This is a genomic window from Brevibacillus sp. HD3.3A (genome assembly GCF_013284375.2).
GTDB lineage: Bacteria > Bacillota > Bacilli > Brevibacillales > Brevibacillaceae > Brevibacillus > Brevibacillus parabrevis.
Window position 1 is genome coordinate 4,958,910 of the sequence record NZ_CP085874.1, and the last position, 24,723, is coordinate 4,983,632.

25 protein-coding genes are annotated in these 24,723 nt (G+C 51.4%); 10 read left to right on the forward strand and 15 right to left on the reverse strand.

The window, feature by feature from the left end:
• The first annotated feature begins 263 nt into the window (after nucleotides 1-263).
• The 4 genes from HP435_RS23115 (at nucleotide 264) to HP435_RS23130 (ending at nucleotide 3,475) form a co-directional block, all read left to right on the forward strand.
• Entirely contained in the window at nucleotides 264-1,274 is a 1,011-nt protein-coding gene (locus HP435_RS23115; protein WP_122964535.1) for an NAD(P)/FAD-dependent oxidoreductase, read from the forward strand.
• Nucleotides 1,275-1,435: 161 nt separating this feature from the next.
• A complete protein-coding gene (locus HP435_RS23120) occupies nucleotides 1,436-1,696 on the forward strand; it encodes a hypothetical protein (protein WP_173599615.1) in 261 nt (86 codons plus the stop codon).
• A 173-nt stretch (nucleotides 1,697-1,869) separates the two neighbouring features.
• Entirely contained in the window at nucleotides 1,870-2,829 is a 960-nt protein-coding gene (locus HP435_RS23125; protein ID WP_173597512.1) for an AAA family ATPase, read from the forward strand.
• On the forward strand, nucleotides 2,819-3,475 hold the full coding sequence (locus HP435_RS23130) for an RNA ligase family protein (protein WP_122964533.1): 657 nt from the start codon (nucleotides 2,819-2,821) through the stop codon (nucleotides 3,473-3,475). The genes HP435_RS23125 and HP435_RS23130 overlap by 11 nt, the downstream gene beginning before the upstream one ends.
• A 145-nt stretch (nucleotides 3,476-3,620) precedes the next feature.
• Here the strand turns inward: HP435_RS23130 and HP435_RS23135 are convergent, their stop codons facing one another.
• The 4 genes from HP435_RS23135 to HP435_RS23150 all read right to left on the reverse strand — a co-directional run bounded on the left by HP435_RS23135 (nucleotide 3,621) and on the right by HP435_RS23150 (nucleotide 6,778).
• Nucleotides 3,621-4,259 (reverse strand): hypothetical protein, encoded by a 639-nt coding sequence (locus tag HP435_RS23135; RefSeq protein WP_173599616.1) that lies wholly within the window; start codon nucleotides 4,257-4,259, stop codon nucleotides 3,621-3,623.
• A gap of 168 nt (nucleotides 4,260-4,427) precedes the next feature.
• The gene (locus tag HP435_RS23140; RefSeq protein ID WP_173597623.1) at nucleotides 4,428-4,790 is read right to left on the reverse strand and encodes a hypothetical protein; all 363 of its coding nucleotides are present in this window, start codon (nucleotides 4,788-4,790) and stop codon (nucleotides 4,428-4,430) included.
• A 154-nt stretch (nucleotides 4,791-4,944) separates the two neighbouring features.
• On the reverse strand, nucleotides 4,945-5,331 hold the full coding sequence (locus HP435_RS23145) for a cupredoxin domain-containing protein (protein WP_173599617.1): 387 nt from the start codon (nucleotides 5,329-5,331) through the stop codon (nucleotides 4,945-4,947).
• A 118-nt stretch (nucleotides 5,332-5,449) separates the two neighbouring features.
• Nucleotides 5,450-6,778: a helix-turn-helix domain-containing protein gene (locus tag HP435_RS23150; protein ID WP_122964531.1), complete on the reverse strand. Its 1,329-nt coding sequence runs from the start codon at nucleotides 6,776-6,778 to the stop codon at nucleotides 5,450-5,452.
• Between the two features lie 230 nt (nucleotides 6,779-7,008).
• Between HP435_RS23150 and HP435_RS23155 the strand changes: the two genes are divergently transcribed.
• From HP435_RS23155 to HP435_RS23165, 3 genes are all read left to right on the forward strand, one after another.
• A complete protein-coding gene (locus HP435_RS23155; protein ID WP_122964530.1) occupies nucleotides 7,009-8,250 on the forward strand; it encodes an MFS transporter in 1,242 nt (413 codons plus the stop codon).
• Nucleotides 8,251-8,314: 64 nt separating this feature from the next.
• Nucleotides 8,315-9,757 carry a M20 family metallopeptidase gene (locus HP435_RS23160; RefSeq protein ID WP_217365778.1) on the forward strand — a complete coding sequence of 481 codons (1,443 nt, stop codon included), beginning with the start codon at nucleotides 8,315-8,317 and terminating at the stop codon, nucleotides 9,755-9,757.
• Between the two features lie 130 nt (nucleotides 9,758-9,887).
• Nucleotides 9,888-10,463 carry a hypothetical protein gene (locus HP435_RS23165; RefSeq protein ID WP_173599618.1) on the forward strand — a complete coding sequence of 192 codons (576 nt, stop codon included), beginning with the start codon at nucleotides 9,888-9,890 and terminating at the stop codon, nucleotides 10,461-10,463.
• Between the two features lie 29 nt (nucleotides 10,464-10,492).
• Here HP435_RS23165 and HP435_RS23170 read toward each other — a convergent pair whose 3' ends face one another.
• From HP435_RS23170 to HP435_RS23185, 4 genes are all read right to left on the reverse strand, one after another.
• Entirely contained in the window at nucleotides 10,493-11,974 is a 1,482-nt protein-coding gene (locus tag HP435_RS23170; RefSeq protein WP_173599619.1) for a DUF4153 domain-containing protein, read from the reverse strand.
• A gap of 213 nt (nucleotides 11,975-12,187) precedes the next feature.
• Nucleotides 12,188-12,640, reverse strand: a complete 453-nt coding sequence (locus tag HP435_RS23175) for a VOC family protein (protein WP_173597507.1) — start codon at nucleotides 12,638-12,640, stop codon at nucleotides 12,188-12,190.
• A gap of 284 nt (nucleotides 12,641-12,924) precedes the next feature.
• Complete coding sequence (gene erpA / locus HP435_RS23180) at nucleotides 12,925-13,284, reverse strand: iron-sulfur cluster insertion protein ErpA (RefSeq protein ID WP_063227403.1); 360 nt, start codon at nucleotides 13,282-13,284, stop codon at nucleotides 12,925-12,927.
• 145 nt (nucleotides 13,285-13,429) lie between these two features.
• Nucleotides 13,430-13,648: an aspartyl-phosphate phosphatase Spo0E family protein gene (locus HP435_RS23185; protein ID WP_063227402.1), complete on the reverse strand. Its 219-nt coding sequence runs from the start codon at nucleotides 13,646-13,648 to the stop codon at nucleotides 13,430-13,432.
• Between the two features lie 323 nt (nucleotides 13,649-13,971).
• On the opposite strand from HP435_RS23185, the gene mqnE reads away from it, so the two are divergent.
• Nucleotides 13,972-15,075, forward strand: a complete 1,104-nt coding sequence (gene mqnE, locus HP435_RS23190) for an aminofutalosine synthase MqnE (RefSeq protein WP_173596761.1) — start codon at nucleotides 13,972-13,974, stop codon at nucleotides 15,073-15,075.
• 112 nt (nucleotides 15,076-15,187) lie between these two features.
• On the opposite strand, the gene HP435_RS23195 is transcribed toward mqnE, so the two are convergent.
• Nucleotides 15,188-15,451, reverse strand: coding sequence for a DUF1450 domain-containing protein (locus HP435_RS23195; RefSeq protein ID WP_173596760.1), 264 nt, complete (start codon nucleotides 15,449-15,451; stop codon nucleotides 15,188-15,190).
• A 173-nt stretch (nucleotides 15,452-15,624) separates the two neighbouring features.
• Between HP435_RS23195 and HP435_RS23200 the strand changes: the two genes are divergently transcribed.
• Nucleotides 15,625-16,692 carry an NAD(P)/FAD-dependent oxidoreductase gene (locus tag HP435_RS23200; protein ID WP_122964523.1) on the forward strand — a complete coding sequence of 356 codons (1,068 nt, stop codon included), beginning with the start codon at nucleotides 15,625-15,627 and terminating at the stop codon, nucleotides 16,690-16,692.
• Nucleotides 16,693-16,888: 196 nt separating this feature from the next.
• Here HP435_RS23200 and HP435_RS23205 read toward each other — a convergent pair whose 3' ends face one another.
• A complete protein-coding gene (locus HP435_RS23205; RefSeq protein WP_173599620.1) occupies nucleotides 16,889-17,782 on the reverse strand; it encodes an arylamine N-acetyltransferase family protein in 894 nt (297 codons plus the stop codon).
• Nucleotides 17,783-17,923: 141 nt separating this feature from the next.
• Here HP435_RS23205 and HP435_RS23210 point away from each other — a divergent pair, with 141 nt between their 5' ends.
• Nucleotides 17,924-19,354 (forward strand): MocR-like pyridoxine biosynthesis transcription factor PdxR, encoded by a 1,431-nt coding sequence (locus tag HP435_RS23210; RefSeq protein WP_173599621.1) that lies wholly within the window; start codon nucleotides 17,924-17,926, stop codon nucleotides 19,352-19,354.
• Between the two features lie 35 nt (nucleotides 19,355-19,389).
• On the opposite strand, the gene HP435_RS23215 is transcribed toward HP435_RS23210, so the two are convergent.
• From HP435_RS23215 to HP435_RS23235, 5 genes are all read right to left on the reverse strand, one after another.
• A complete protein-coding gene (locus tag HP435_RS23215) occupies nucleotides 19,390-20,187 on the reverse strand; it encodes a M55 family metallopeptidase (protein WP_173599622.1) in 798 nt (265 codons plus the stop codon).
• Nucleotides 20,184-20,915 carry a gamma-glutamyl-gamma-aminobutyrate hydrolase family protein gene (locus HP435_RS23220; protein WP_173599623.1) on the reverse strand — a complete coding sequence of 244 codons (732 nt, stop codon included), beginning with the start codon at nucleotides 20,913-20,915 and terminating at the stop codon, nucleotides 20,184-20,186. The genes HP435_RS23215 and HP435_RS23220 overlap by 4 nt, the downstream gene beginning before the upstream one ends.
• Before the next feature lie 67 nt (nucleotides 20,916-20,982).
• Nucleotides 20,983-22,641 carry a peptide ABC transporter substrate-binding protein gene (locus HP435_RS23225; RefSeq protein ID WP_173599624.1) on the reverse strand — a complete coding sequence of 553 codons (1,659 nt, stop codon included), beginning with the start codon at nucleotides 22,639-22,641 and terminating at the stop codon, nucleotides 20,983-20,985.
• Between the two features lie 94 nt (nucleotides 22,642-22,735).
• A complete protein-coding gene (locus tag HP435_RS23230) occupies nucleotides 22,736-23,719 on the reverse strand; it encodes an ABC transporter ATP-binding protein (protein ID WP_063227392.1) in 984 nt (327 codons plus the stop codon).
• A complete protein-coding gene (locus HP435_RS23235; protein WP_122964517.1) occupies nucleotides 23,719-24,717 on the reverse strand; it encodes an ABC transporter ATP-binding protein in 999 nt (332 codons plus the stop codon). The genes HP435_RS23230 and HP435_RS23235 overlap by 1 nt, the downstream gene beginning before the upstream one ends.
• Nucleotides 24,718-24,723: the final 6 nt, after the last annotated feature.

The following is a 24,723-nucleotide window of genomic DNA, read 5'->3' on the forward strand; positions in this document are numbered from 1 at the left end:
AGATGCCCAAGTGAATAAAAAATGACGTATCGGAATAATTGCCTGTTATGTCATATGTTCCAACCTGTGAAAAAAAGCACAAACTTAGAAACAAACAAATGTGACAATTTCTTTACAGTCACCCTCATCTTATCGATTGCCACCATGATTTGCAAGGGTTTTTTGCCTATCGAGGCGTTTTTTTCCCTGCTTTTTTTTCTTTCCTTTGTTGGGTTATAATGGGTGAGGAGTTCGGTTTTTCGAATATTCGGAGGTGCTTTCGATTGAATTTTCTGCAAAAGGACGAGCAAATCTACGACATTACGATCATTGGCGGAGGCCCTGCCGGACTGTTCACTGCATTTTACGGTGGCATGAGGCAGGCAAGTGTGAAAATTATTGAGAGCATGCCCCAGCTTGGCGGGCAACTGTCAGCTCTCTATCCGGAAAAATACATTTACGATGTAGCCGGGTTCCCAAAGATATTGGCTCAAGATTTGATCAATAACCTGAAGGAGCAGCTTTCACGTTTTCAGCAAACCGTTTGTCTGGAAGAAAAAGTGGAAAACGTAGAGAAAAAAGCGGACGACGTTTTTGAAATCACTACGGACAAAGGCGTACACTACGCAAAATCTGTCATCATCACGGCAGGCGTAGGTGCGTTCGAACCCCGCAGACTGGAACACCCAGATGCCGTCAAATACGAAAAATCCAATCTGCACTATTTCGTCACCGACCTGAACTCCTTCAAAGGGCAGCGCGTCGCCGTCATTGGCGGCGGAGATTCCGCACTGGACTGGTCTTTGATGCTCGAACCGATCGCCAAAGAAGTCCATCTCATCCACCGCAGAGACAAGTTCCGTGCGCATGAGCACAGCGTAGAGATGCTCATGTCGTCCAAGGTAAACGTCACGACACCTTATGAAATATCCGCTCTTCACGGAGAAGAAAAAATTGAACGCCTGACTCTGACGAATTGCACCACGAAAGAAGAACTCAACCTGGAAGTCGATGCCGTCATCGTCAACTTCGGCTTCATCTCCTCGCTCGGTCCGATCAAAAACTGGGGATTGGAGCTGGAAAAAGGTTCGATTGTCGTAAACACGCGCATGGAATCGAACATTCCCGGCATTTTTGCGGCGGGAGACATCGCGACTTATCCGGGCAAAGTCAAGCTGATTGCTGTCGGCTTCGGGGAAGCGCCAACGGCCGTCAACAATGCGGTAGGCTACTTCAACCCGGATGCCAAATTGCAGCCAGGGCATTCCTCCAGCATGGACAACTTCAAAGCTTGATTCAACAATCAGCAAGCATTCAATCCTTGTGCCGCTTTTCTTTTGCGGTGCAAGGATTTTTTCGTGACGGCGAAGCTTTCGGGCAGGATGCATAGCGGCTTTCCTTCTGACGCAGAGTAGAGAAAACGACAACCAGCGTTTACGTTTTTGGAGGGAAAACCATGGATTATTTTTGTCCGGTTTGCAATGGGCTCGCTTCTCTCTCGCAAGCTTGCCCACAATGCTACACGCCACTTGCGGATGCAGGGCGTCTGTACGACTTTTACGGCGACTACAGCCCTTACCGGGAGATCGATGACGCCAAATGGGACAACGGCTATCCCGATCGCGAGAAGCACCTGTGCTTGCATACCGGCTGGTGCAGCACTTGCCAGCTGGCACAAACGGTAGCCATTCAAGAATGGACACCCGACATGCTGTAAGCAATCCCGCTATCGCCCACGGCAGAGGCGGGATTTTTTTCTTCCCTTTTTGCAAAAACACGCTATACTATAAGGAATTATTTGTTAAAGGACGGAAAAATCATGTAATCGGTTAAATTGTCGACCCCCTGCACTCGTCTATTGGAACCACTTTTTGAGGGGAGCGTCATTTTATGAATAAATTCATCATGATGGTGGGCATTCCCGGAAGCGGCAAAACCCGCGCAGCCGGGCTGATCGCCAAAAAAGAACGGGCGACACTCGTGTCCACGGATGCCGTTCGGTTAGAGCTGTTCGGGGATGAAGCCAAGCGCCGAAAAAATCCGCTCGTTTTCCACGAGGTTTACGCCCGTATCGAGCAAGCGTTGGCTGCGGGAAGCGACGTTGTCTTCGACGCCACCAATGTCGATCGGGACAAGCGGATGAGCGTACTGAAGCGATTCCCGCACGCGACGGCGGAATGCTACTACGTGAGCACTCCGTTTGAAATTTGCCTGCAACGAAATCAGGCGAGAAAACGCAAGCTGGATGAGCTGGTTCTCGCCAAATACCATAAAAACTTGCATATTCCTTTGCACCAGGAAGGCTTTGCCGCCATCCACCTGCTGCATGAGCCTGTGCCGTACCCGATGACTAAAGAGGCGTTTATCGCCCTTTTGCAAAGCGAACCCGGCTACGACGAGCTGTTTGCCGCCTTGTCCGGAATCGCTTATTTTCAGCAAATGAAAGATTTTCAGCAAGACAACCCGCACCATCAGCACACGCTGTGCAAGCATACGTACCACGTCCTCGATTACGTCAATACTTTTTACGAAGAGGACGACAAGCTGCTGATGCAAATTGTCGCGCTGTTTCACGACGTGGGAAAATTGTATACAAAAGTTTTCAAGCAAGCCAAAGGCCACAGCAGCTACTACGGGCACGAATACGTGTCGAGCCAGATTGCCGTTCATTTCCTGAAAGAGCTGGGATTTGCCGACGAGCTTGTCTTCCGGGCCGCCGCTCTGATCGAAATGCACATGAAAATTGCCTACGGCGGCGATGAAGGCGCGTCGGAGATTTACCATCTGGTCGGGGCAGACATGCTGACGAAACTATACTTTTTCAAAGAGGCGGATCACTATGGAAAATAAGTCGACGAGCCACTATCAAAAGTATCCGCGCACCTTTCACCTGCCCTGGTCCCGGAGCAAAACCGACGACGATCGGATTTTGCGAGATACCCGGCATTTTGTTGGAAAAGAAATTGTCGTGACAGAAAAGCTGGACGGAGAAAACACCAGCTTGTACCGCGACTACTTGCACGCCCGTTCGATCGACAGCCGCGACCATCCGTCCCGCCACTGGATCAAAATGCTGCACGGCTCGATTGCCCACCACCTTCCACCCGGCTATCGCATTTGCGGGGAGAACGTGTTTGCCAAGCATTCGATTTTTTATGAGGAGTTGTCGAGCTACTTCTACCTGTTTTCCGTCTGGGATGACCGCAACGTCTGCCTCAGTTGGGACGATACATTGGAATGGGCAGAGCTTCTTGGTTTGCAGACTCCGCCTGTGCTCTATCGCGGCCCATGGGACGAGGAAAAGGTGCGGGCCTGCTATACGCGGCAATCCGTGTTTGGCGGCGAGCAGGAAGGCTATGTCGTCCGGCTCACCGCTTCCTTCGCCTACGCTGACTTCAAATACAGCGCAGCGAAGTTCGTCCGCAAAAATCACGTCCAAACCGATCAGCACTGGATGGCGAAGGCTGTTGAGCCGAATCAGTTAAAAGCGGAGTAACACAGAATAGGCTAACTTGACCGTTCTTGCTCTCGTTTGCTACAAGCAGTCAGTAGCCTGTCATTGTCCTCGCTAAAATGTCTCGCAGCAAAAAGGCGTGTTCGAACCATTTTCCTGGTTCACACGCCTTTGCTCGTTCATCCGCTTATTTTTTCTTCTGCTCCAGCCGCTGGGCCATCGCCGTATTTTTTGCCTTCATCTGCTCCAGCATTTGCGGCAGCACTTGCTTGATTTTCGCCGCATCCCCCGATTCAATCGCGGCTTCAAACGCTTCGTGCGTCGTTTTCATCTTTTCCATCCGGGCTTTTCTGGCTTCGCGATCTTCCTTCATGCCCGGCATGCCCATGTTTTTCTCTCTCCAGTCTTTCAGCTGCTGCTCCATTTGCTCACTGGTAATCTCGCCTTTTTTCACTTGCTCATTCAGCTTGCTGACAAGCTGCCTGCGCTCTTCGCGCTTCGCCTTCCATTTCGGGTCTTCTCCCAAAGCCGCAAATTCGTTCATCAGGCGTTCCCGTTCCTTGAACACTCCTTGCCACTCGGCCACACTATCTGGCGTATATTTTTCCGCCAAAAGCAGCATGTACATTTTTTGGTGAGCGCTGCCGTGCATCCCGTGCCGAACCTTGATGTCCACCCGCTCATGATCGCCGTGGCTGTGTGCTGTTCGACTGGCTGTCGTCATCCCTGTCGTTGCGAGAGTTGTTTCCTCTGCCAGTGCAAGACCAGGCAATACCAGTCCCGCTGCGATTGCGGCTACTACCATGCTGTTTGTCCACTTTTTCATGCTGTTCTCTCCTTTTCGCTCGTTTTGCGCCTTCGCCTTGCTTGACTCATGGCGCTCGCCTCAAGGCATCACTCGTTTTTTGGCCTTGTTCGTCGTCATTGTTCCCAGCGGTTGTGGCAAGCTTGTCGGATAAATATGTAAAAATGTGTAATTTCTCAAGCAGGCTGATTACAGCGGCCGGATTCCCGCTCTCTCGAAACCGAACAGCTTCACAAGCCCCATTTGCTCCAAATCTTGCTTCGTTTTTGCCGTACCGTGCTGGTAGATCAACCGATAAATTTCCCGCAAGTTGTCATCGTACTCGTCATTGTCCCGATCCGGCATGTCCGACCAGAGTGTATGCCCGTGCATCCACATCATGAAGTCGCCGTGAATACAGTTGTTGAACAGATCGCGCATCATGCCGACCTCCACGTCTGTTGCCTCGATCTCAAAATCGTAGGTGGAGGAGCCTTTTTCATCGCGAATTTCCGCAACCGTCGTTCCCGCTTGCATGGTGACGTAGTACGTCTTTCTTTCCAAAGCTGTCATCTCCATTCGTGAAAGCAAGCTTGAAAACTTTTCCTCCTTAATCTGTGCCAAAAGGCGGGAAAACATGTGTCATCGCCCTGTAAAGCACAGTGGATCGGCAAAATAAAAAACACCCCAACCCGCTAATGCGAGCCAGAGTGTTTGGGTTTGGCATTTATTTGACTACCAGTTTCGCGATCATGTTGCCGTGCTCCGGTCCGCAGATCACGTTGCAGAAAATTTTGTACTCGCCAGCTTTATCCACTTTCAGTGTTTTGCTGCCGTCTTTTTGAATATCGACGTCCAAGCCCTCAATTCCGATTCCATGGAAGCCTTCCGTGGACTTGAAATTGATTGTAAACTCTTCGCCTGCTTTTACTTCATAAATATCTTGGTTGAACTTCCAGTTGCTAGCTTCGATGTTGATTCCATTGCCATCCGTCGCTGCCGCCGGAGCCTCTGTAGAATTGGTGTTTGCCGCTTGCTCCTTGCCGCCGCATGCTGTCATCAGCATCGCCGAAAAAGCAACTGCCGAAACCAACAGAGTCCACTTCTTGTTCACAATGACCCCTTCTTTCTACTTGATTCTACACTTCCATCTTACTGGAAAGTAGCCGTCCAAAATCTGGGAATCTGTGACTGAATCGTGACGAAATTGCTACCAATTATTGAACGGTCTATTATTTCGGACCGTCCTCTTCCGCCGGCAACTCGATTTGGTACACCTTTGTCGGGCGCCCCCGCAGCTTTTCTTGCTTTTTGTACAAAATTTTGGCGACCCCTTTTTCCTCCAGGCGATTCAGGATGCGATTGGCGCTGCGCACCGTAAGTCCGAGGTGATACGCCAGCTCGTCCGCCGTCAGCTCGTTGCTTTCCGTCTTCGCGAGTACCGCCAATATTTTTTGCAACTGCAAGGTAGACAAGTCTGTCTCTTCGCTCAACCGCTGAATGTAGTCGTTGATCTGGTTGCGGTATTGCAAGCATGTTTCCTCGCCCAACGGCCCGATGACCTGGTCGCTGTCTGTTACGACGTACGTGCCAGATGTTTTGCCTGCTGTAGACATGCTGTTCGCTGATTGGGCGTTCATCCTGGCTTTATACATGCTGTTGCCCACCCCCCAGCCGACGTGGACGGGAAACGGCAACGTCTTTTCCAAATAGGCGAGTAACAGACAGTGCGTGAGGTTGTCCGTCAGCATTTTCAAATCTTTGAATGAACTGATGATCTCAAAGCTGGCAGCCGATTTCTGGATGATGAACGGCACTTTTTTCTCGGCACTGAACTCCAAAAGTGACTTGTGCAGAAGCATTTGCCGCAGCTCCCATTCGTTGAGATTCTCCTTTTGCCCCTCGACATCCCCGATCGTGATATGCCCGATCGCAATCCGGCTCTCCGCCAGCTTGATCGCCGCCAGTTCGGCAGCCATCTGTTCAAACTGCGCTGCGGCCGATTCCGGCGAAGGAAACACATACTGATGCGGCACTCCGTGGTCCGTCAAATCTTGCACGATGTTGCTCATCCGCGTCATGGAAAAGTCGATTTTGCCTGCTTTCCACAAGCGGAGATGCTCATCCAGCACCGCCTCGTAAATCTGGTCGTTCACTTCCACCGGAGACAACGTGTACGGCATGGCGTCTGCCCCGACTACTTCTTTCAATCCGAGGTACTGATTCGCCTCAAAAATAAAGTCGATGTACACTCTGGAAAAATCGAGATCGCGTTTGCGCAGGCTGAGCTGAAACAGCTTTTTGTAAAACTCTTGCTCGCTGATCGAAAGCGTATATGTCGGAATCGGGAAGCTTCCCCATTCTTGCAGCAAATAGGCATACGCAAGCTCTGTCAGGACAAAACCGTCTACTTTTTGCTGATTTTGCCTGTAGATTGTCGGTGTTTCATGCAGACGATGATAGGGCAGCATGACCAGCTCGCAGCTGTCCTGAACCCGCATGGGGACAGATGCCAGTTCTTTTTGCGAGTGCTGGGCAAGGATAGCACCCAAACGGATCATAAAGATTCCCCCTTTACTCTTTTGTCATTATAGGAGATTTGCGCCTCTTTGAAAATATTTTGAAAAGACTTGCAATGTTCAAAACAATGCCGTAAAGTTGTTTTTAGAAATCGTCTTTATAGTGTCCAAAAATAGTTTTTAAAGGAGTGTGCTGCCTTCCGACTTGCTCGCCGATGTTTTTTTGCACCATTCGCATCCAACCATGAAAACGCTAACAAGGAGGCCTTACGATGAACACAAGCGCAGTAGCGAACAGCAAGAACAAGTACCTGGTCCTCGGACTTCTCTGTCTCGGCTGGATTATCAACTATTTTGACAAGGTTGCCATCAACGTTGCCGTGATCCCGATTTCCCAGGAATTTGGCCTGACCGAAACCCAGGTCGGACTGATTTTGAGCAGCTTTTTTCTGAGCTATGCGATCATGCAGCCGATCGGGGGCAGTCTCGCCGACAAATTCGGCTCGCGAAAAGTCATTCTCGTTTCCGTCGTCGTCTGGTCTCTTTTTACGATCCTCACAGGTACTGCCTGGTCGTTCCTCTCGCTCATCGTCATCCGCTTTCTGTTCGGAATCGGCGAGGGAAGCTATCCTTCCGCCAGCTCTGTTGCGGTAGCGGAAAGCTTTTCGCAGCATGAACGGGCCAGGGCCAAGTCCATCTTGACCTCTGCCACCACCATCGGGTCTGTACTCGCCACGCTTGTAGCCGCCAGCTTGTCCCAACACTTCGGCTGGCAAATCATGTTCGTCATCCTCGGTGTTCTCGGCTTGTTTTTAGCGCTTTTGTACGCCAAATTTTTACACCCAACCAAAGCAGCAGAAAGTATGGCAACAACGAAAAAGGATAAGCTGCCCCTCCGCTCGCTCTTGAAAATCTCCATGCTCTGGAAGCTGATGGCCATATACTTCGGCATCTCCATGGTAACGTGGGGCATGATGTCCTGGATGCCTTCCTACATGGTCAAGGTTCGCCATCTCGATATGGTAGCCATGGGGGCATTGGCTGCGATTCCAGCCGTTCTGTCTTTTGTGACGGTTCTCATCACTGGCTGGCTGTTGGACAAACGAATGGTAGGCCGCGAAAAATTATTGATTGTCATCGGTTCTTTCATCGGCATCATAGCGCTTTATCTCTTGTCGAAAGCTCCTACCGTCGCTCTGGTTGTCTTTTATCAGGCCATTGCCAATATCGGTCTCGCCGCAGCGGTTACCACTACGTTGACGATGCCGCTCAAATACATAGACGCGTCTTCTGTCGGTGCCGCTTCCGGCTTGATCTATCTCGGCGGACAGCTCGCAGGAGTGATCGCGCCGACAGCCATGGGCTTCATGATCCAGCAGTTCAACGGCTCCTATGATGCAGCATTTTGGCTTTTGATCATCGCTGTTGCCATTCCGTTTTTTATCGGGATGACGATTCGCACAGTACCGCCAGCCACAAGCGAACCTGCCAGCTCGGTTCCCGTCGGCAACTAGCGCCAGACTGTACGCGCGGCGCAAGCCAGCATGCAAAAAAAGAATGGAACAATGAGGTGTTATTATGTCCTATCATCAACGCATTTCTGAAATCATCGAGCAAAAAAAGGAATGGTTCACGCATGTGAGCGACCGGATTTGGGAGTTTGCCGAAACACGCTTTGAAGAATTTCGCTCCGCAGAGCTTTTATGCGAGGCATTGGAAAACGAAGGCTTCACAGTAGAAAAAGGCGTGGCGGGAATCGAGACGGCTTTTGTCGGAAGCTATGGGAGCGGTGCTCCGGTGATCGCTATTTTGGGCGAGTACGACGCTCTCTCCGGGCTAAGTCAGGAACGCGGAACAGCTACCCACACCCCGATCCAGCCAGGCGGAAACGGTCACGGCTGCGGCCACAATCTGCTCGGAACAGGATCGTTGGCTGCCGCAGTCGCCATTCGCCATTATATGGAAGAAAACCAACTGGAAGGGACCGTGCGCTACTACGGTTGTCCGGCAGAAGAGGGCGGCTCCGGCAAAGCGTACATGGCTCGCGAAGGTTTGTTCGACGATGCGGACTACGCGATTTGCTGGCATCCGCAAACGTTTAACACGCTCATGTCGATCAGCAGCCTCGCCAACTATCAGGTGTACTTCAAGTTCAAAGGCAAGGCTGCTCACGCCGCGGCTGCACCGCACCTTGGCCGCAGCGCCCTCGATGCCGTCGAGCTGATGAATATCGGGGTCAACTACTTGCGCGAGCACATCATCCCGGAAGCCCGCGTGCACTATGCGATTACCAATTCGGGAGGCTTTTCGCCAAATGTCGTGCAGGCGGAAGCGGACGTGCTCTATTTGATCCGCGCTCCCCATGCGAAGCAGGTCGAAGAAATTTATCAACGGATCAGAAAGATTGCCCAGGGAGCGGCCATGATGACGGAAACGGCCGTGGACATCATTTTTGACAAAGCATGCTCCAACCTGATTCCGAACCAGACGCTGGAGCGCGTCATGTACGACAATTTCAAACAGTTGGGCACCCCTGCTTTTACCGAGGAAGAGCAGAACTTCGCCCGCCAAATTCGCGAGACGATTCCCGAGTCGGACAAAAGCAGCGATCTGAACATGATTGCCAAAGTCATGGGGGCATCCGGTAAAAAGCTGACAGAGCAGTTGGGCAGCGAGGAGCTTTCCACTGTACTCCTGCCTCTGCTTCCGCAAGCAAGACTCATGTCGGGCTCGACTGATGTGGGCGATGTCAGTTGGATCGTTCCGACTGTCCAATGCTCAACGACGTGCTTTGCGATGGGCACCCAGTTGCATTCGTGGCAAGCCGTAGCCCAAGGCGGCATGTCGATCGGCCACAAAGGAATGCTGCACGCAGGCAAAGTCATGGCCGCAACCGCCATCGACGTCCTGCTTCACCCGGAAAAAATCGCGGAGGCCAAAGCCGAGCTGCGAGAAAAGCTGGACGGCACCTCCTACGTCTGCCCAATCCCGGCCGACATCAAGCCAGCCGCTCGGCGCTAATAGGATAAACCTGCTGTATCGTATAAAAGCCCTTGCTTCGCTCTTTTTTTCAGAGCGGCAAGGGCTTTTTGGGCACAACTGGAACACTCTCCCTCTTCCCTCGTCAAATAAATACCGGGGGTGATTTTCCATGATGTTTCGCGCCATACCATACTGGCTATTCGCTGTCGCCGTCATCGTTACCTCTTTGCTCAGCCCAAGTCCGGCAGCGGCTTGCAGTTGTGCTCCTGCTCCCGATCCGGTGACAGCGCTGGGGCAATCTGCTGCCGTCTTCAGCGGAAAAGTGCTTCGCGTCGAGGAGCCTGTGAGAATGCCTTTTTTGTCTACCCCGGCAAGAATCGGCTTCGATGTTACGTTTGAAGTGCAGACTGTCTGGAAAGGGGCCTTGCAATCACAGGTGCTCGTCGTCACGAGTGGCTTGGGCGGCGGATGCGGCATTCCTTTTCAGCCGGGAGACGAATACCTTGTCTACGCCTCGTACTGGGAGCACAGCGATCTGGAGACAAACATTTGCACCCGCACCACCCTGCTCGCCGATGCGACAGAAGACTTGCAAGCCTTGGGAACCGGAAGCGCTCCGCTCCCTCCGCCCCCTTCGTCTGCAACCGATTGGACGCTTCCCGCTTTCGCCGGCGCAGTTGCGGTCGTCTTCTGTGTCATCGCCTTGTTCCTTTTCTATCGCCAAAAAAGCAAGCGGAGACGATAGCTGCCCCTCGTCTCCGCTTTGCTTTTTGGTTAGGGAAGGTACTGCTTCGCCCTGTACTTCGACCAGTTGAACGACTGCCAGCTCGATTCTCCGCGCAGTTCCGCCCATTTGTTTTCCAGCTCATACGTCACAGCTGCTTTCAACGATTCGTCCGCTTTCAATTCCTGCAAATACGGCACCACATCGTACGAAAGCCTGCCCAAATACTCGACGTCAATATTTCCCGTTGCCCGATAGCGCTCTAGGTTATTTTGGGCGATGATGACGTCCATGTTGATGTAGTTGATAAGCACGTAGCTCGCGAGCGTCACGAGCGCGTAATATTTGAGCAACGAAAAGCTGTCTCGCCAAATTTTCCACAAGGCGATCGCAAACAGGATCAGCAGAAAAATCATGAACAGATGCGCGAGCAAACGGGTATGCGTGTAGCCATAAGCTGCTTCGTACAGCGACAGCCGATAGTACGCCGAAAAGAGCATAAAGCTGGTACAGACCGTAAGCAGCGTGAGCAACACTTGTACAGAGCGATACAACAGCCGATTTTTGCGCGATACGAGATACAGCGTGGCAAGCAAGATGATGAAATTGATGACCGTCACTGTCAGCAGCTCGTTGAAGCCGTTTTTGGCATACTCGGCGTACGTCAGTCCTTCCGGGAGAGCTGCTTTCGCTCCGCTGAACAAATACGAAATCTGGATGTATGTAAAAGCAGCATACACGGCATCAATAATCGTCAGGATCGTCACCAAAATAATCCCGTCCCAGACGATCTTTTCCTGCTCTTGCGGCTGCGGAAGCTCCACCGTGTCTGCCCGTTTGCCAAACAGGGAGTACATGTAGCCAAACACTACTAGCGTAACAAGTCCGATCACAAACAGGCGAAACATGCCTTCGACTGAATCTACATCAATCAGCATATCGGGAAATTCATTCAGAAAATGGCCAAACACGCGGTCCGCTTGTGACAACAAGGTCAGCACGACGAGCAAAATCGGCAAGGAGATCAAGAGCCCGGTCATGATTTTTTTCAACACGCCGTAGTTTCGCTGGTTCATCCGGCCTTTGACCGATCCTTTGATCATGATGAACGGCAGCCGTGTATGCTTCGGCGTATAGTAAACCAATATCTCCAACAGCTCTCCCACAAACATAATCTCATGCCACTTCGCTTTATGGCGCCCGGTGAAAAGCATCGTTTGCAGCACAAACAGCATCGGCACCAGCACGAAGTTGAACAAGTGAAAGTAGCCATTGGAAAAGAGCGCAAACGTAAGCGACAACATGCCGATCGGCACACACAGAAGCCAGATGTATTTGTTTTCCCGTGAAAAGCTCAGTCTCTGATGCAGCTTGGCTTGCCATACGAACAACGCATACATTCCTATAAAAAACAGCGGGTACGATACGCCATAATTTTTGCCGTAAAACAGCAAATCGCCAAAACAGCCGATTCCGAAAGCCCCCAGCAGCAACCACTGGTAAGCTTTTTGTTCCTGTGACCGTTCCGCCACGTCCTTCACTCCTTGTGATTTTCCTCTTCTGAAAGGAACAGAGATCGCAGCTATGCGGCAACTGCTTGTAGTTAGTACGCGCGGGCTTGGTCATTTGTTACAAATGCTGGAAGCAATAAATATTTTACGATAAGAAAACCGCCCCATGGAAGAGGCGGCTTATTGGGCTATCGTACCCGTTAGTAAAGTTCATGCATCACGACTAAACGTCCCTTATTTATTGCCGAGCTGTTCCGCCAAACCGATTAGCAGTCCTTCAACTCCACGAATGTAGCAGAGCCGGTACGAGTCCTTGTACTGAACCACTTCGCCAACGAGCTGAGCACCATGCTTAGTGAGTCTGGATACCATTTCGTCAATGTCTTCAACCGCGAACATGACGCGTAGATAACCGAGGGAATTTACAGGAGCAGTTCGGTGGTCTGATATAGTGGGTGGGGTGAGAAAGCGCGAAAGTTCAAGTCGGCTGTGGCCATCCGGGGTAACCATCATAGCAATCTCTACACACTGCGAACCCAGTCCGGTTACGCGACCAGCCCATTCGCCTTCGACAGTAGCTCGCCCTTCGAGCCTCAAGCCAATCTCCTCGAAGAAAGCGATTGCGTCATCAAGGGATTCTACAACGATGCCAACATTGTCCATTCTTAGCAATTTGTTTTTGTCCATAGTTTTATCTCCTTATGTGTACAGATAAATCACAGTATAGTAAACTACGAAAAATTCTAATATTTTTGTAATTTAACAATTCGGAGTTACGCCATTATCTCCTGCATATTATTTTTAATCATTAAACGAAACTGCCCTTTTCGGAGAACAAGAAATACGTTTCGTCCATTTCCACGGTTCCTTGTACGGCGTTTTAACATAGCCACAAATAAAAAACCCCCTTTGGTTCGTGCATTCGATCCACACGAACCAAAGAGGTTTTCTCCATACAGTCTAGCCCTAATTTAATCGTCACATTTTTCCTCTTTGCCTTTTGCCAGCGCGGTCTTGAAGGACGACCCACAGCCGCAAGAAGCGATGGCATTCGGATTTTCGATGGAAAAGCCGCCGCCCATCATCGATTCCTTGTAATCAATCTCGGTACCTTTAATGTATAGATAGCTGTCCTTGTCGACAACAATCTTCACGCCGTGTTGTTCGAAGGTTTCGTCGCCTTCCTTCATTTCCTGATCCCAGCCCATCCCATACGTAAAGCCGCTGCAACCGCCAGGTCGAACACCTACCCGCAAAAACATCCCGGGCTTGTTTTCTGCTGCCAACATCTCTTTTACTTTCAAGCTGGCTTTTTCTGTCAATGTAATCATGCTTGACTCCCTCCTTTGCAGGCTAACTTTACCCTTTCTATATGTTCAGTATACAAAAGATGCAACCCTTCTCACAAGGTTCCCCTGCACTTCGGGCGCTCATACTGCTGGAAAAAGGCAAACAAAAAAGAAGGGCTCCCCCTCCTTATGCAAAAAAAGCATTGTTCTCGGTTAAATAAAAACGATACGTCTTCTTTCGGCCTACCTTAGACAGATTATGATCTATCTGGTTCAGTTCGTTGTGTAGTTGATCAATTTGCATACTGTATTCTAGGACTTCTGGATGATCCAACCCAACCTCTAACCCCATAATTACCATACGCTGTCGAAGGAGTTCGATTTTTTCGAGCAAAACGTCCCGCATTATGAAGCTCCTCCTAATAGTAGATCAGGCTTTCTTACTATATTTTACAAGAACGGCCATCATTTCGCAAACAAAATTTCCCACATTCCCCCAAAAATGCAACAAAAATATGGCGATAAATGTTAGAATTTTACAGCAAACAGTTGGAGAACTTATCTTATTGTTCGTACATACTAACAGGTTTATAATATAGATGCCTTGTTGCCCGAGATTTTCCCTTTTTATTGAGCTTTCTCCACCCCCAAGGAACGTTTCTGATTGGGCATGGCCTGGACGAACAGCTCTTATCCCTTACCACTCGACCTAGAAAGGAAGTGTTTGGAATGGCGCTTGAAACCATTGCCATCCAAGACAAATCGCTCGCCGGAATCGCGGAAAAAGTCATGCACGGCGAACGCCTCACTTTGGAAGACGGCGTTACTCTCTTTAACTCCAACGATCTTTTGACGATCGGACAATTGGCAAATGTCGTCAATTACCGCAAAAACGAAGATAAAGTCTACTTTTTGCAAAACATGTACATCAATCCGACAAACGTTTGCGAAGCTCACTGTAGATTTTGCGGATTCCGTCGTGATGAAGGCGACGAGGGCGCATACACAATGAGCAAAGAAGAATTGCTTCATTATGTTGAAACCCGCTTTCATCCAGGGATTCGTGAATTTCACATCGTGGGCGGCCACAATCAGCACAAGCCGTTTGAATACTATCTCGACAACGTGCGCATCCTGAAGCAAGCTTACCCGGATGTCACCATGAAAGCCTACACAGGTGCAGAGATCGAGTTTTTCTCCCGCATCTCCGGTCTGTCCATTCGCGAAGTTTTGCTCGAACTGAAAAAAGCAGGTCTGGAAACGCTGACTGGCGGCGGCGCCGAAATTTTGACAGAGCGCTACCGGATGAAAATGAGCCCGGAAAAAGCGAGCACAGACATGTACCTGCAAGTTCACCGCACCGCTCATGAGCTTGGCTTCCGGACACATACAACCATGCTGTACGGCTCCATCGAAACTTTGGAAGAGCGCGTCATTCACATGCTGCGCCTCCGCGAGCTGCAAGACGATACAAACGGCTTCATGGTATTCATCCCGCTCGCTGTTCAGCCGATCAAGGCAACTGCCGGCATCAAACGCCGCAACTCTGCCATCGACGACCTGAAAACAATGGCAATCAGCCGCCTCATGCTGGACAATTTCCAGCACATCAAAGCTTACTTCATTAATATCGGTACACAGCTGACGCAACTGTCGCTGACTATGGGGATTTCCGATGCGCACGGCACTTTGATTGAAGAGCGCATCAGCCACTCGGCCGGAGCGCTCACCCAGCAAGCCTTGACGGTTGACGAGCTCGTCTGGCTGATCAAAGGCGCTGGCAAACGCGCCCTGGAACGCGATACGTTCTACAACGTCATCAAAGAACACTAAAAACGGCAAGAAGCTGATGCCCGACCGTCGCGTCGTGGGACATCAGCTTCTTTTTTATTTCCGTACACACGCGTTTTTTCGCGGGCTTCAATGAACATCCTAAGAAAACAGCTTATAGAGGAAAGTCTGCATTCAGCAGCTCTTCTTCCTCCCGCAAGTAGTTCTTGATTTTTACAAGCAATTCATCGGCCGACGGAGCTTGCAAAAGCGTTCCGTTTACCAGGGCAAACGGCTCCATGTAGCACTCTCCGCAATAGCCGAGACAGCCGTATTCAAGAACATCGACGTCCAGCTCGGGGTCGTTTTCCAGAGCGTCCACGACAGGCTGTGTGTAGGAAGATACGTTGCTCGCGCAAAATTCTACCAAAGGTTTCATCTATCTTCACCTACCGATTATTCCAACATCGTCACGTACTTTATTGTACCGCGACTTTTGCAAAAATCCAGCGGAGAAAACGGGAAAAAGATTCTGCTTGCATTTTTACGGAAAGAGACTAAAAATAGAATGGGTGCTGTAAAAAACGGACAGAAGAAAGGACTAGACCTTCTATGAAACGACTTGTGATCCTTGGTGGAGGATACGGGGGTCTTCGTATTATCGAGCGAGTCCTGTCCCCTGATTTACCAGACGACGTGTTTATTACCCTCGTAGACCGTATGCCGTTTCACGGCTTGAAAACGGAGTACTACGCTCTGGCAGCAGGTACTACGCCAGAATCTCACTTGCGAGTTAATTTTCCAAACGATCCGCGCCTGACTGTCAAATACGGCGAAGTCAGCGAAGTGGATTTGGACGAGCAGGTCGTCAATTTTGCAAACGGGGACGCCCTCTCGTACGATTGGCTCGTCATCGGATTGGGCTGTGAGGATCGCTACCATGACATACCTGGTGCAGAGCAGTTTACTTGCTCGATCCAATCCATGGGAGCTACCCGCAACACATACATGGCAATCAATAATGTGAATCCATATGGTACGGTTACCGTTGTGGGTGGTGGACTTTCCGGCGTGGAAATGGCAGCAGAACTGCGCGAAAGCCGTCCCGACCTGAACGTGCGCATCATCGACCGCGGCCCAAGCATTTTGAGCCCATTCCCGAAAAAATTGCAGGAATACGCTTCCCAATGGTTTATCGAGCATGAGGTTCAGCTTGTCTCCATGGCTTGTGTAACAGGAATCGAACCGGGAGTGGTGTACAACCACAACCAGCCGGTTCAAAGCGATGTCATCGTGTGGACAGCCGGTATTCAGGCCAATCGCATCATTCGCTCCCTGCCGATTGAGACAGACAACATCGGACGCGCCAAGTTGAATCAGTATCACCAGATTCCTACCCATACAAACGTTTACGTCGTAGGCGACTGTGCGAGCACGATCATTGCGCCGAGCGCCCAGACAGCCGAGATTCAAGGTGACCAAATCGCCATGATGCTGAAAAAAGACATCAAGGGCGAAGAATACCCTGCCTCGCTGCCAGCGCTCAAGCACAAGGGCTTCCTCGGCTCCCTCGGCAAAAAAGAGGGCTTTGCCAGCATGGGGAAAATGTCTCTGGTCGGCCAGATGGCACGCGTCATCAAAAGCGGTCAGCTCTGGATGTACAAAAAACATATGGGATAACATGCAAGCCTGTTGGCCAGTTGGTCAAACAGGTTTTCTTTTTGTGTCATGCATGCTGAAAAGGTGTGAATGTTCAAATGAATGAACGTATCCAAACGATGTGTCCGCCTGATTGGTCAAGAAACATTGATTACGGTGGGTTGTGGGGCTATGATCGAGGATAGGCAGGGGATTTCGGATGCCGTATTCGTGCTGCTTACATAGTCGTCTCCGTCCGCCCAGCCTCTCGCTCCTGCGCCCTTTTCCACTCTTCATGCTTCGCGCACACTTTTTGCCAAATCGCGTCCCGTTCCAGACTGTTGTAACGAACGAGATGCTCGCCAAACATGTCTCCCAGCAATTCGAGCCACATGGCTTTCGATTCGATCTCCGTCTTGCGGATGCCACTCTTATCGTGTTTTCGCCAGATGCACCCCCGCAGCTCGTTGGACTCCTGCTCGCTCCGGTTTCGGATGAGGAACAGATTGATCCACGGAGAATCAGCGGAATGACAGTAATGCTCGTGATTGGGCTGGAATACACGAATGTCCTCGACAACTTCGGGAGCAAAGTCTACTCCGGCAAAATTGGCCTCGGGGTCGTGATCCAGACGCCATCCCCCAGCCGCAACACTCGACGGCAGGAGCTTGTGGGTGTACGGACTTTGCTCATAGACGCCAAAGCGCATCGGCAACGGTTCTACAGGCATGTCTCCGAGGCCGACATCGACCAGCCAGTTTTCCTCTTCTCCCGCATCATTTGTGAGTTGGACAGTCAAACCGAGGTGGAACGAGTTGACCCGCGGCGCTTCTCCCAGCGGCTGAACACCTGCCCGATGCATGGAAACTTTATATCCCAACGAACGAAGCAACGCAGCAAACGCCCCGTTTAGATGAAAGCAATAACCGCTCCGGCCAGCTATCACCATCTGGACGGTTTCACGCGGCTCGATAGTGGTTGGCTTTCCCGCAAAAATATCGAGCGTCTGCCAGGGCAGCTTGTGTACATGCGCTTTTTGCAGTTCAAACAAGTACGATTTGGTCGGAGCTGAAATATCCGCTATGCCCAGACGTTTTACATACGCTCTTTGTTCTTCTCTCGTCAATATCATCGGTCATCCTCCGCTCCAGCTTTCTTCCTCCCTTTTTTGTTGAAGGGAATCCTCCCTCAATTTATACTAGAACTGCCCCTGCAAAAAGAGACAGTTTCGAAGTATTTTTTAAAGACAGATGCGAAAGGAGCTTGTCGTCGGATGCTTTCTCTTTCCATCAACAGTCACGCTCCCGAGCCACAGTACATACAGGTGTACACGCAAATACGCGACCAGATTAAAAACGGCGATTTGCCGTACGGCTCCCGCTTGCCTTCGATCCGATCGCTTCAGCAGCATATGCACATCAGTAAAACGACGGTCGAAACCGCCTACCAGATGCTGGTGACAGAAGGCTATGTGATCAGCAAGCCCCGCTCCGGTCTGTATGTAGCCAGTCCGTTCCAGTTAGAGCCGCCCCAGACACAAACGAGACAGATGGTTGACCAAAAAGACCTGTCATCGCTGCCTTTCGCGCCCGGAGTTGCTTCCGCCCTGATCGATTTTCGCCCTTCAGCCATTCATGAACAGACCTTCCCTTTTCGCCTTTGGCGAAAGATGCTGCACCATGCGCTGGATCATGCCCAACACAAAATTTGCAGTTATGGCGATCCACAGGGCGAGCTTTCGTTTCGTACCGTTCTTGCGTCCTATTTGCGCCATTCAAGAGGGGTTCGCTGCATCCCTGAACAAATTGTCGTAAGCTCCGGGATTCAATACAGCATCGCCATTTTGATCAAGCTCCTGCAAGGTGTGAATCATATCGCGTTTGAGGAGCCTGGCTATGCCCCTGTTCGCGACCATTTTTTGCAAAGCGGCTATCGGGTCACACCGATCGGCGTCGATGAAAAAGGGATCTCTCTGGACGAAGTCGCTCGTTCCCAGGCACAAGTCGTCTATATTACCCCTTCTCATCAATTTCCCACGGGGAGCATCATCCCGTACCCGGAGCGGGAACGTTTGCTGCAATGGGCGCGCACCAGCGAAGCCTTCATCATCGAGGATGACTACGACGGCGAATTTCGCTATGTCGGTAAGCCTATCCCTTCCCTGCAAGGGCTGGATCACGCCGGAAGGGTCGTCTATCTGGGCACTTTTTCCAAAGCATTCTCTCCTGCGCTTCGCATGAGCTACATGGTGCTGCCCGCTGAGCTTGCCCGCAAACTTCCAAGCATTCAATATTTGTATCAGGGGCCTTCAAGGATCGATCAATGGGCCATGCAAGCTTTCATGGAACAAGGCCACTGGTACCGTCATATTCGCCGGATCAGGCGTACATATGCAAAAGCGCATCATCGGTTCATCGAGCTGCTTCACGCTCATTTGGGCGAGCTCGTCACCATTTCCGGCCACAATGCAGGTCTGCATGTCCAGTTGACGGTGAAAACGCGCGAGCCAGCTTCGTCTCTTGTAAAACGGGCAGCGGAAAATGGTGTGCAGGTGTACGATGTCAGCGAGCTGTGGATGACTCCGCCTGCGTCAGAGTATCCGCGTATTTATATGGGGTTTGCCGGGATGGATGAGAGCAAAATGGAGGAGGGCATCAAACGGTTGAGCCAGGCGTGGAAAGGAATCAGCGAGCTGTCCCGCTAGGCGCAAAGCCTCCGGAACAGCTCGTTTTCAACGTTTTACAAAACAAAAAACAAAAAGCGCAACACTTCCATGTAGTCGTCCGCCGCAAATTCGACGGTCTTGGCGCCCGTCTGCTTGGCTCCTGGATAGAAAGAGCCGCGATAAGCCAAATAATGCTCGCGGAAAGCGATCTCGACATGAAACGTTTCCGGCAGTTGCACCTTGTATTTGGACAAGTCATCGGCAACTACAGCTTGAACCTGTTCCTTGATTTGTCGCAGAGCGACATTCGGATGAATCGAGATAGCCGCGTTGCCGATGCCTTCATTGACGGGAACCGTCTTGATGTGCGGGTTGATCGTCTGCGCTTCTTCGCAAATCATTTTGTCTCCGGTGACCAGCAGCGCAGGCACACCCATGGAAGCGGCGATGTAGACGTTGATCAGCAGCTCGCTGGCGATTTCTCCGTTGATTTTGACATACTCGTTTTGCATGTTCATGGTATGCGCCAGCGGGTTGCCGTTCGCCCCCGCCGCCGCGTGGTAGCCGATAAACAAAACGCCATCATAGCTCTCATCTAGCCCTGCCATCATCGAATACGGATCGCGCGTCCAGCCCCGCAAAATTTTCACCTGCTCAGGCAGTTTGGACGGATCGAGGTTGCGCGCCGTGCTGTGCGCGTCTTTTACGAGAATGTCCGTTGCCCCCGCCGCAATCGCCGCTTCACAGGCTGCATTCACTTCTTTCGTCATCTGTTCGGTAAAGTATTTGGAAAACGAGCTTTCGATGTCGGCTTCCGTCCAGTTGACGATGCCTGCTACTCCTTCCAAATCCGCGCTGATAAACAGTTTCATGCCGATACCTCCTTTTGTTTGTGGACAAGCGATGCTTGAATAAACGCAGAAAACAGCTTCAGAAACATCGGATGTCGTTTGGTCATGCATTCCGGGTGCCATTGAACCCCCAGCAAAAACCGCTCCTCCGTGCTTTCGAGCGCCTCCACGATCCCATCCTCGGAAAATGCCGTCGCGACCAGATTTTTTCCCAGTTGTTTGACCGATTGATGATGGAAAGAATTGGTGAAAATTCGCTCTTCTCCAAAGATATCATACAGTTGCGTATGTTTGCTGATTTGAATGGAATGGTACAGTTCATCCGAGGCTGTTTGCGTCGGCGAGTGCCCCAAAGCGCCGGGAATTTGGCTGTAGATGTCCTGATAGAGACTGCCTCCCAGCGCGACATTGATCAGTTGGATGCCCCGGCAAATCCCGAAAATCGGCACGTTTTTCTCATACGCTTTGCGAAAAAGCGAGAGTTCGTATTCGTCGCGGATCGAGGACATCGAGTGCAGCTCTTTCAGCGGATTTTCGCCAAAATAGTACGGCGCGATATCGTTGCCGCCCGTGAACAAAATGCCGTCTACCAAGTCTATGTACTCGCTGTAATCTGTCTTGTCCTCTACGATCGGAATCGTGATCGGCACGCCTCCCGCAGCGTAAATCGAGTCGACGTAGTTTCGGCTTACCGTACTGTACTTCGACTGTTCGGACAAAAATGTGGTCAAACCGATAATCGGCTTCATCTTCATGGCTCCCTCGTGAGGCAGGGCCGACAAGCTTCCACTTACCGGCCCTTTCCCCGTTGAAATGTTATTCTACATGCGCATATTCAAAAATGGTGTGACCGATGTAGTTTTTCAGCACGCCTTTGACATTCGGCTTCGCCAGGAACTGATCTTCAAAGAAGCGAATCGGCATCAGCGGCATTTCGTCGGCCAAGATTTTTTCCGCCTTCGCGAAGTTTTCCATCCGTTTTGCCTGATCGGAGATTTTGCGGTTTTCTTCCAGCAAACGGTCGTATTCGGCGCTGTTCCATCTCAGGTCGTCGGCTGTATTCACGCCTTCAAAGATGTCGAGGTTCGTCATCGGGTCCGGGTAGTCTCCTGTCCAACCGTCAGAAGCGATGTGGAAATTGCCGTTTTCAATCTCGTCCCAATACACTTTCGATTCAAACGTCTGGATGTTGACATCTACTCCCAAATTTTGCTTCCACATGCTTTGCAGCGCTTGGGCGATGTCTTTGTCCGACTGGCTCGCCATGACGATCATCGTAATTTCCGGGATGCCTTGCCCGTTCGGATACCCTGCTTCGGCGAGCAGTTTTTTCGCCTCGTCGACGTTTTCGCTGAACACGTTGCCGACGACATCGCGGTATTCCTTGTCTTTTTGCACCCCATCCGGGATTCCGTACGGCACCATGCCAAAAGCAGGCTTCTCTACAGACTGCACAATATTTTTGATGATCTGGTCGCGATTGATCGAGATGCTGAATGCTTTGCGGACTTTCGCGTCATCAAACGGCTTTTTGGATGCGTTGAAATCAAAATATTGCATGCCGATCCGGGGAACAGAGAAAAAATCAGGCGTGCTTTGATACTGCTTCATGCCTTCCGGGCTGATGTTGTCGGACACGTGAATCTCGCCGTTCGTATAGGCGGCAAGCTCTGCTTCGGTGGACTCGATGAACACGATTTCCAGCGTATCCAGCTTCACTTTATCCGCTTCGAGGTAGTTCGGATTTTTCTTCAGGACGTATTTTTCTTTCGGGCGAAGCTCTGTCAGCATGAACGGTCCTGTCGTCAAATACGTCTCGGGCGATTTGGTCCAGCCTTCTTTTTCCACTACGTCCTGACGCACCGGGTAGTAGGCGGTAACGCACAACAGCTCCAGGAAGTACGGAGTCGGATTTTCCAGCGTTACTTCCAGCGTGCTTTCATCGACTGCCTTGACGCCGACATCTTCTGCTTTCGCTTGCTTTTCGTTGTACGCCTTGCCGTTTTTGATGTAGTACAAGTAAAAAGCCGCGCCGGAAGCGACGTCCGGATTGAGCACACGCTTCCAGGAATACTCGAAGTCTTGGGCGGTTACGGGCTTTCCGTCAGACCATTTGGCATTTTTGTCGATTTTAAAAGTGTACTTGGTGCCTGTCGCATCCAGCTCATACCCTTCGGCAAGTGACGGCACGGGCTTTTTTCCGGATTCATCGATTTTATAAAGACCGCGGAACAAGTTTTGCAACACGATGGACGAGCGCGCGTACACGTTCAGCGTCGGGTCCATCTCCTCCGGTTCTTTGCTCAAGGCATAAATGATTTTTTGCTCGGCAGCAGGCTTCTCGCCCTCCGCTTTCGGCGCGGTCTGCTGTCCTTGATTCTCTCCCTGCGGTGCCGTGCCTGAGCTGCTACATCCGGCTGTGACTGATGTGATCGCAAGTAGCGCCGCCAAAACGATGCCCAACCTCTTTTTCATACTCGTCCCCCCATTTTTTGCATTTATATGAGCCGTCCGAAAACACGGCATTCATATCTCGCTGGTGAAAAGCGAAAAGATGGCGAAAAGACTGTCAATCGAGCAAATGGCAAGCAACGAGGTGGCCGTTGCCGCTGTCTTTTAAAGCAGGCTTCTCTTCTGCGCAGCGGTGCAGCGCATGTGGACAACGTGTCCGAAACGCACAGCCGCTCGGTGGATTCAGCGGGCTGGGCACATCACCCTGGAGGTGGATGCGCTCGCTCCCTTCTGCCGTGTCCGGGTCGGCAATCGGTACCGCAGACAACAACGCCCGCGTGTACGGATGCTGCATGTTCGTGTACAAATCGTGCACGCTCGCGTATTCGACCAGGCTCCCCAGGTACATGACGCCGACTTTGTGGGAAATGTGCCGAACCATCGACAAGTCGTGGGAGACGAACAAGTACGTCAGCCCGAATCGTTCCTGCAACTCTTCCAGCATGTTGACGACCTGCGCCTGAATCGAGACGTCCAGGGCAGAGATTGGCTCGTCGCAAATAATGAACTCCGGCTCGACAGCCAGGGCGCGAGCGATCCCGATCCGCTGACGCTGGCCCCCGGAAAATTCATGCGGATACCGATTGAGGTGATCCGCTTTCAATCCGACCAGCTCGATCAGCTCCTTGACCCGATCCACTCGGTCCTTTCCGCGATAAATGTTATGTACCGCCAGCGGATCTCCGATAATCTGCGCGATCGTCATGCGCGGGTCGAGCGAAGCGTACGGGTCTTGGAAAATCATTTGCATTTTTTTGCGGTAGGGCAACATTTCTTTGTGCGTGAGCCGGGTGATTGGTTGGCCGTCGAAAATGATCTCGCCAGCAGTTGGCTCGTACAGCTTCAACAGTGTTCTGCCGATCGTCGATTTGCCGCACCCGGATTCTCCGACCAGTCCGAATGTCTCCCCTCTGAAAATCGTAAAGCTGACGTCGTCTACTGCCTTGAGCAGCGTAGAGCTGCGGCCGAGGAAGCTCTTTTGCACCTCGAAATGCTTTTTCAAATTCCGCACTTCTACCAGCGCCGAAGCGGGCTTTGCCATTAGCCGATCACCTCCCGCATATGGTTGGCCGCTTTTGGATGCATCAGCCAACAGGCGGCCTGGTGGGTTTCAGACAGCGCGACGGACTGCGGCGGCTGCTTTTCGCAAACCTTCATCGCGTACGGACAGCGCGACGTGAAGGCACATCCGGCAGGCGGGCGGAGCAAATCGGGCGGGCTGCCCGGGATGGAGATGAGCTTTTTCTTTTCCCCTTCCGTAAACTGCGGGATGGAACGCAACAGCCCCCACGTATACGGATGGCGCGGTTTGTAAAAAATTTCGCGAGTCGTTCCTTGCTCAACAATCGTGCCGCCGTACATGACGATGATCCGGTTGCACATGTTGGCAATTACACCGAGATCGTGCGTAATCATCACAATCGAGACGTTCAGCTTGTCTTTCAAGTCGCGCATCAGATCGAGGATTTGCGCCTGAATCGTCACATCGAGCGCGGTCGTCGGCTCGTCGGCAATCAGCAGCTTGGGCGAACAGGACAGGGCGATGGCAATCATGACGCGCTGCCGCATGCCGCCGGAAAATTCGTGCGGATACTGCTTCAATCGCTTTTCCGGACTGGGGATTTCCACCATGCGCAAAATCTCGATCGCTCTTTGCCGCGCCGCTTCCTTCGACAGCTTTTGGTGAATGCGCAGCGGCTCGATGATTTGCTCGCCGACGGTAAACAGCGGATTCAGCGACGTCATCGGGTCTTGAAAAATCATGCCAATGTCGCGCCCGAGCATTTTGCGCATCGCTTTTTGACTCGTATTGACCATCTGCGCGCCGTCAAACAAGATGTTGTCCGCTGTCAATGTGGCGTTGTCCGGCAGCAGCTTCAAAAGGGAGAGCATCGACACGCTTTTGCCCGAACCGGATTCTCCCACGATGCCGATGGACTCGCCTTTTTCGACGTGAAAGGAAATCCCGCGGACGGCTTGCACCTGTCCTGCGTCGATGTGAAATGTCGTTTTCAAGTTTTCTACCTGGAGCAATTTCACGTTATC

Coding starts and splice junctions, on each gene's coding strand:
- HP435_RS23120 (WP_173599615.1), top strand. CDS start 1,436: ATGGATTATTTTTGTCCGGTTTGCAATGGGCTCGCTTCTCTCTCGCAA.
- HP435_RS23125 (WP_173597512.1), top strand. CDS start 1,870: ATGAATAAATTCATCATGATGGTGGGCATTCCCGGAAGCGGCAAAACC.
- HP435_RS23130 (WP_122964533.1), top strand. CDS start 2,819: ATGGAAAATAAGTCGACGAGCCACTATCAAAAGTATCCGCGCACCTTT.
- HP435_RS23135 (WP_173599616.1), bottom strand. CDS start 4,259: ATGAAAAAGTGGACAAACAGCATGGTAGTAGCCGCAATCGCAGCGGGA.
- HP435_RS23140 (WP_173597623.1), bottom strand. CDS start 4,790: ATGACAGCTTTGGAAAGAAAGACGTACTACGTCACCATGCAAGCGGGA.
- HP435_RS23150 (WP_122964531.1), bottom strand. CDS start 6,778: ATGATCCGTTTGGGTGCTATCCTTGCCCAGCACTCGCAAAAAGAACTG.
- HP435_RS23155 (WP_122964530.1), top strand. CDS start 7,009: ATGAACACAAGCGCAGTAGCGAACAGCAAGAACAAGTACCTGGTCCTC.
- HP435_RS23160 (WP_217365778.1), top strand. CDS start 8,315: ATGTCCTATCATCAACGCATTTCTGAAATCATCGAGCAAAAAAAGGAA.
- HP435_RS23165 (WP_173599618.1), top strand. CDS start 9,888: ATGATGTTTCGCGCCATACCATACTGGCTATTCGCTGTCGCCGTCATC.
- HP435_RS23175 (WP_173597507.1), bottom strand. CDS start 12,640: ATGGACAAAAACAAATTGCTAAGAATGGACAATGTTGGCATCGTTGTA.
- erpA (WP_063227403.1), bottom strand. CDS start 13,284: ATGATTACATTGACAGAAAAAGCCAGCTTGAAAGTAAAAGAGATGTTG.
- HP435_RS23185 (WP_063227402.1), bottom strand. CDS start 13,648: ATGCGGGACGTTTTGCTCGAAAAAATCGAACTCCTTCGACAGCGTATG.
- mqnE (WP_173596761.1), top strand. CDS start 13,972: ATGGCGCTTGAAACCATTGCCATCCAAGACAAATCGCTCGCCGGAATC.
- HP435_RS23195 (WP_173596760.1), bottom strand. CDS start 15,451: ATGAAACCTTTGGTAGAATTTTGCGCGAGCAACGTATCTTCCTACACA.
- HP435_RS23200 (WP_122964523.1), top strand. CDS start 15,625: ATGAAACGACTTGTGATCCTTGGTGGAGGATACGGGGGTCTTCGTATT.
- HP435_RS23205 (WP_173599620.1), bottom strand. CDS start 17,782: ATGATATTGACGAGAGAAGAACAAAGAGCGTATGTAAAACGTCTGGGC.
- HP435_RS23210 (WP_173599621.1), top strand. CDS start 17,924: ATGCTTTCTCTTTCCATCAACAGTCACGCTCCCGAGCCACAGTACATA.
- HP435_RS23215 (WP_173599622.1), bottom strand. CDS start 20,187: ATGAAACTGTTTATCAGCGCGGATTTGGAAGGAGTAGCAGGCATCGTC.
- HP435_RS23220 (WP_173599623.1), bottom strand. CDS start 20,915: ATGAAGCCGATTATCGGTTTGACCACATTTTTGTCCGAACAGTCGAAG.
- HP435_RS23225 (WP_173599624.1), bottom strand. CDS start 22,641: ATGAAAAAGAGGTTGGGCATCGTTTTGGCGGCGCTACTTGCGATCACA.
- HP435_RS23230 (WP_063227392.1), bottom strand. CDS start 23,719: ATGGCAAAGCCCGCTTCGGCGCTGGTAGAAGTGCGGAATTTGAAAAAG.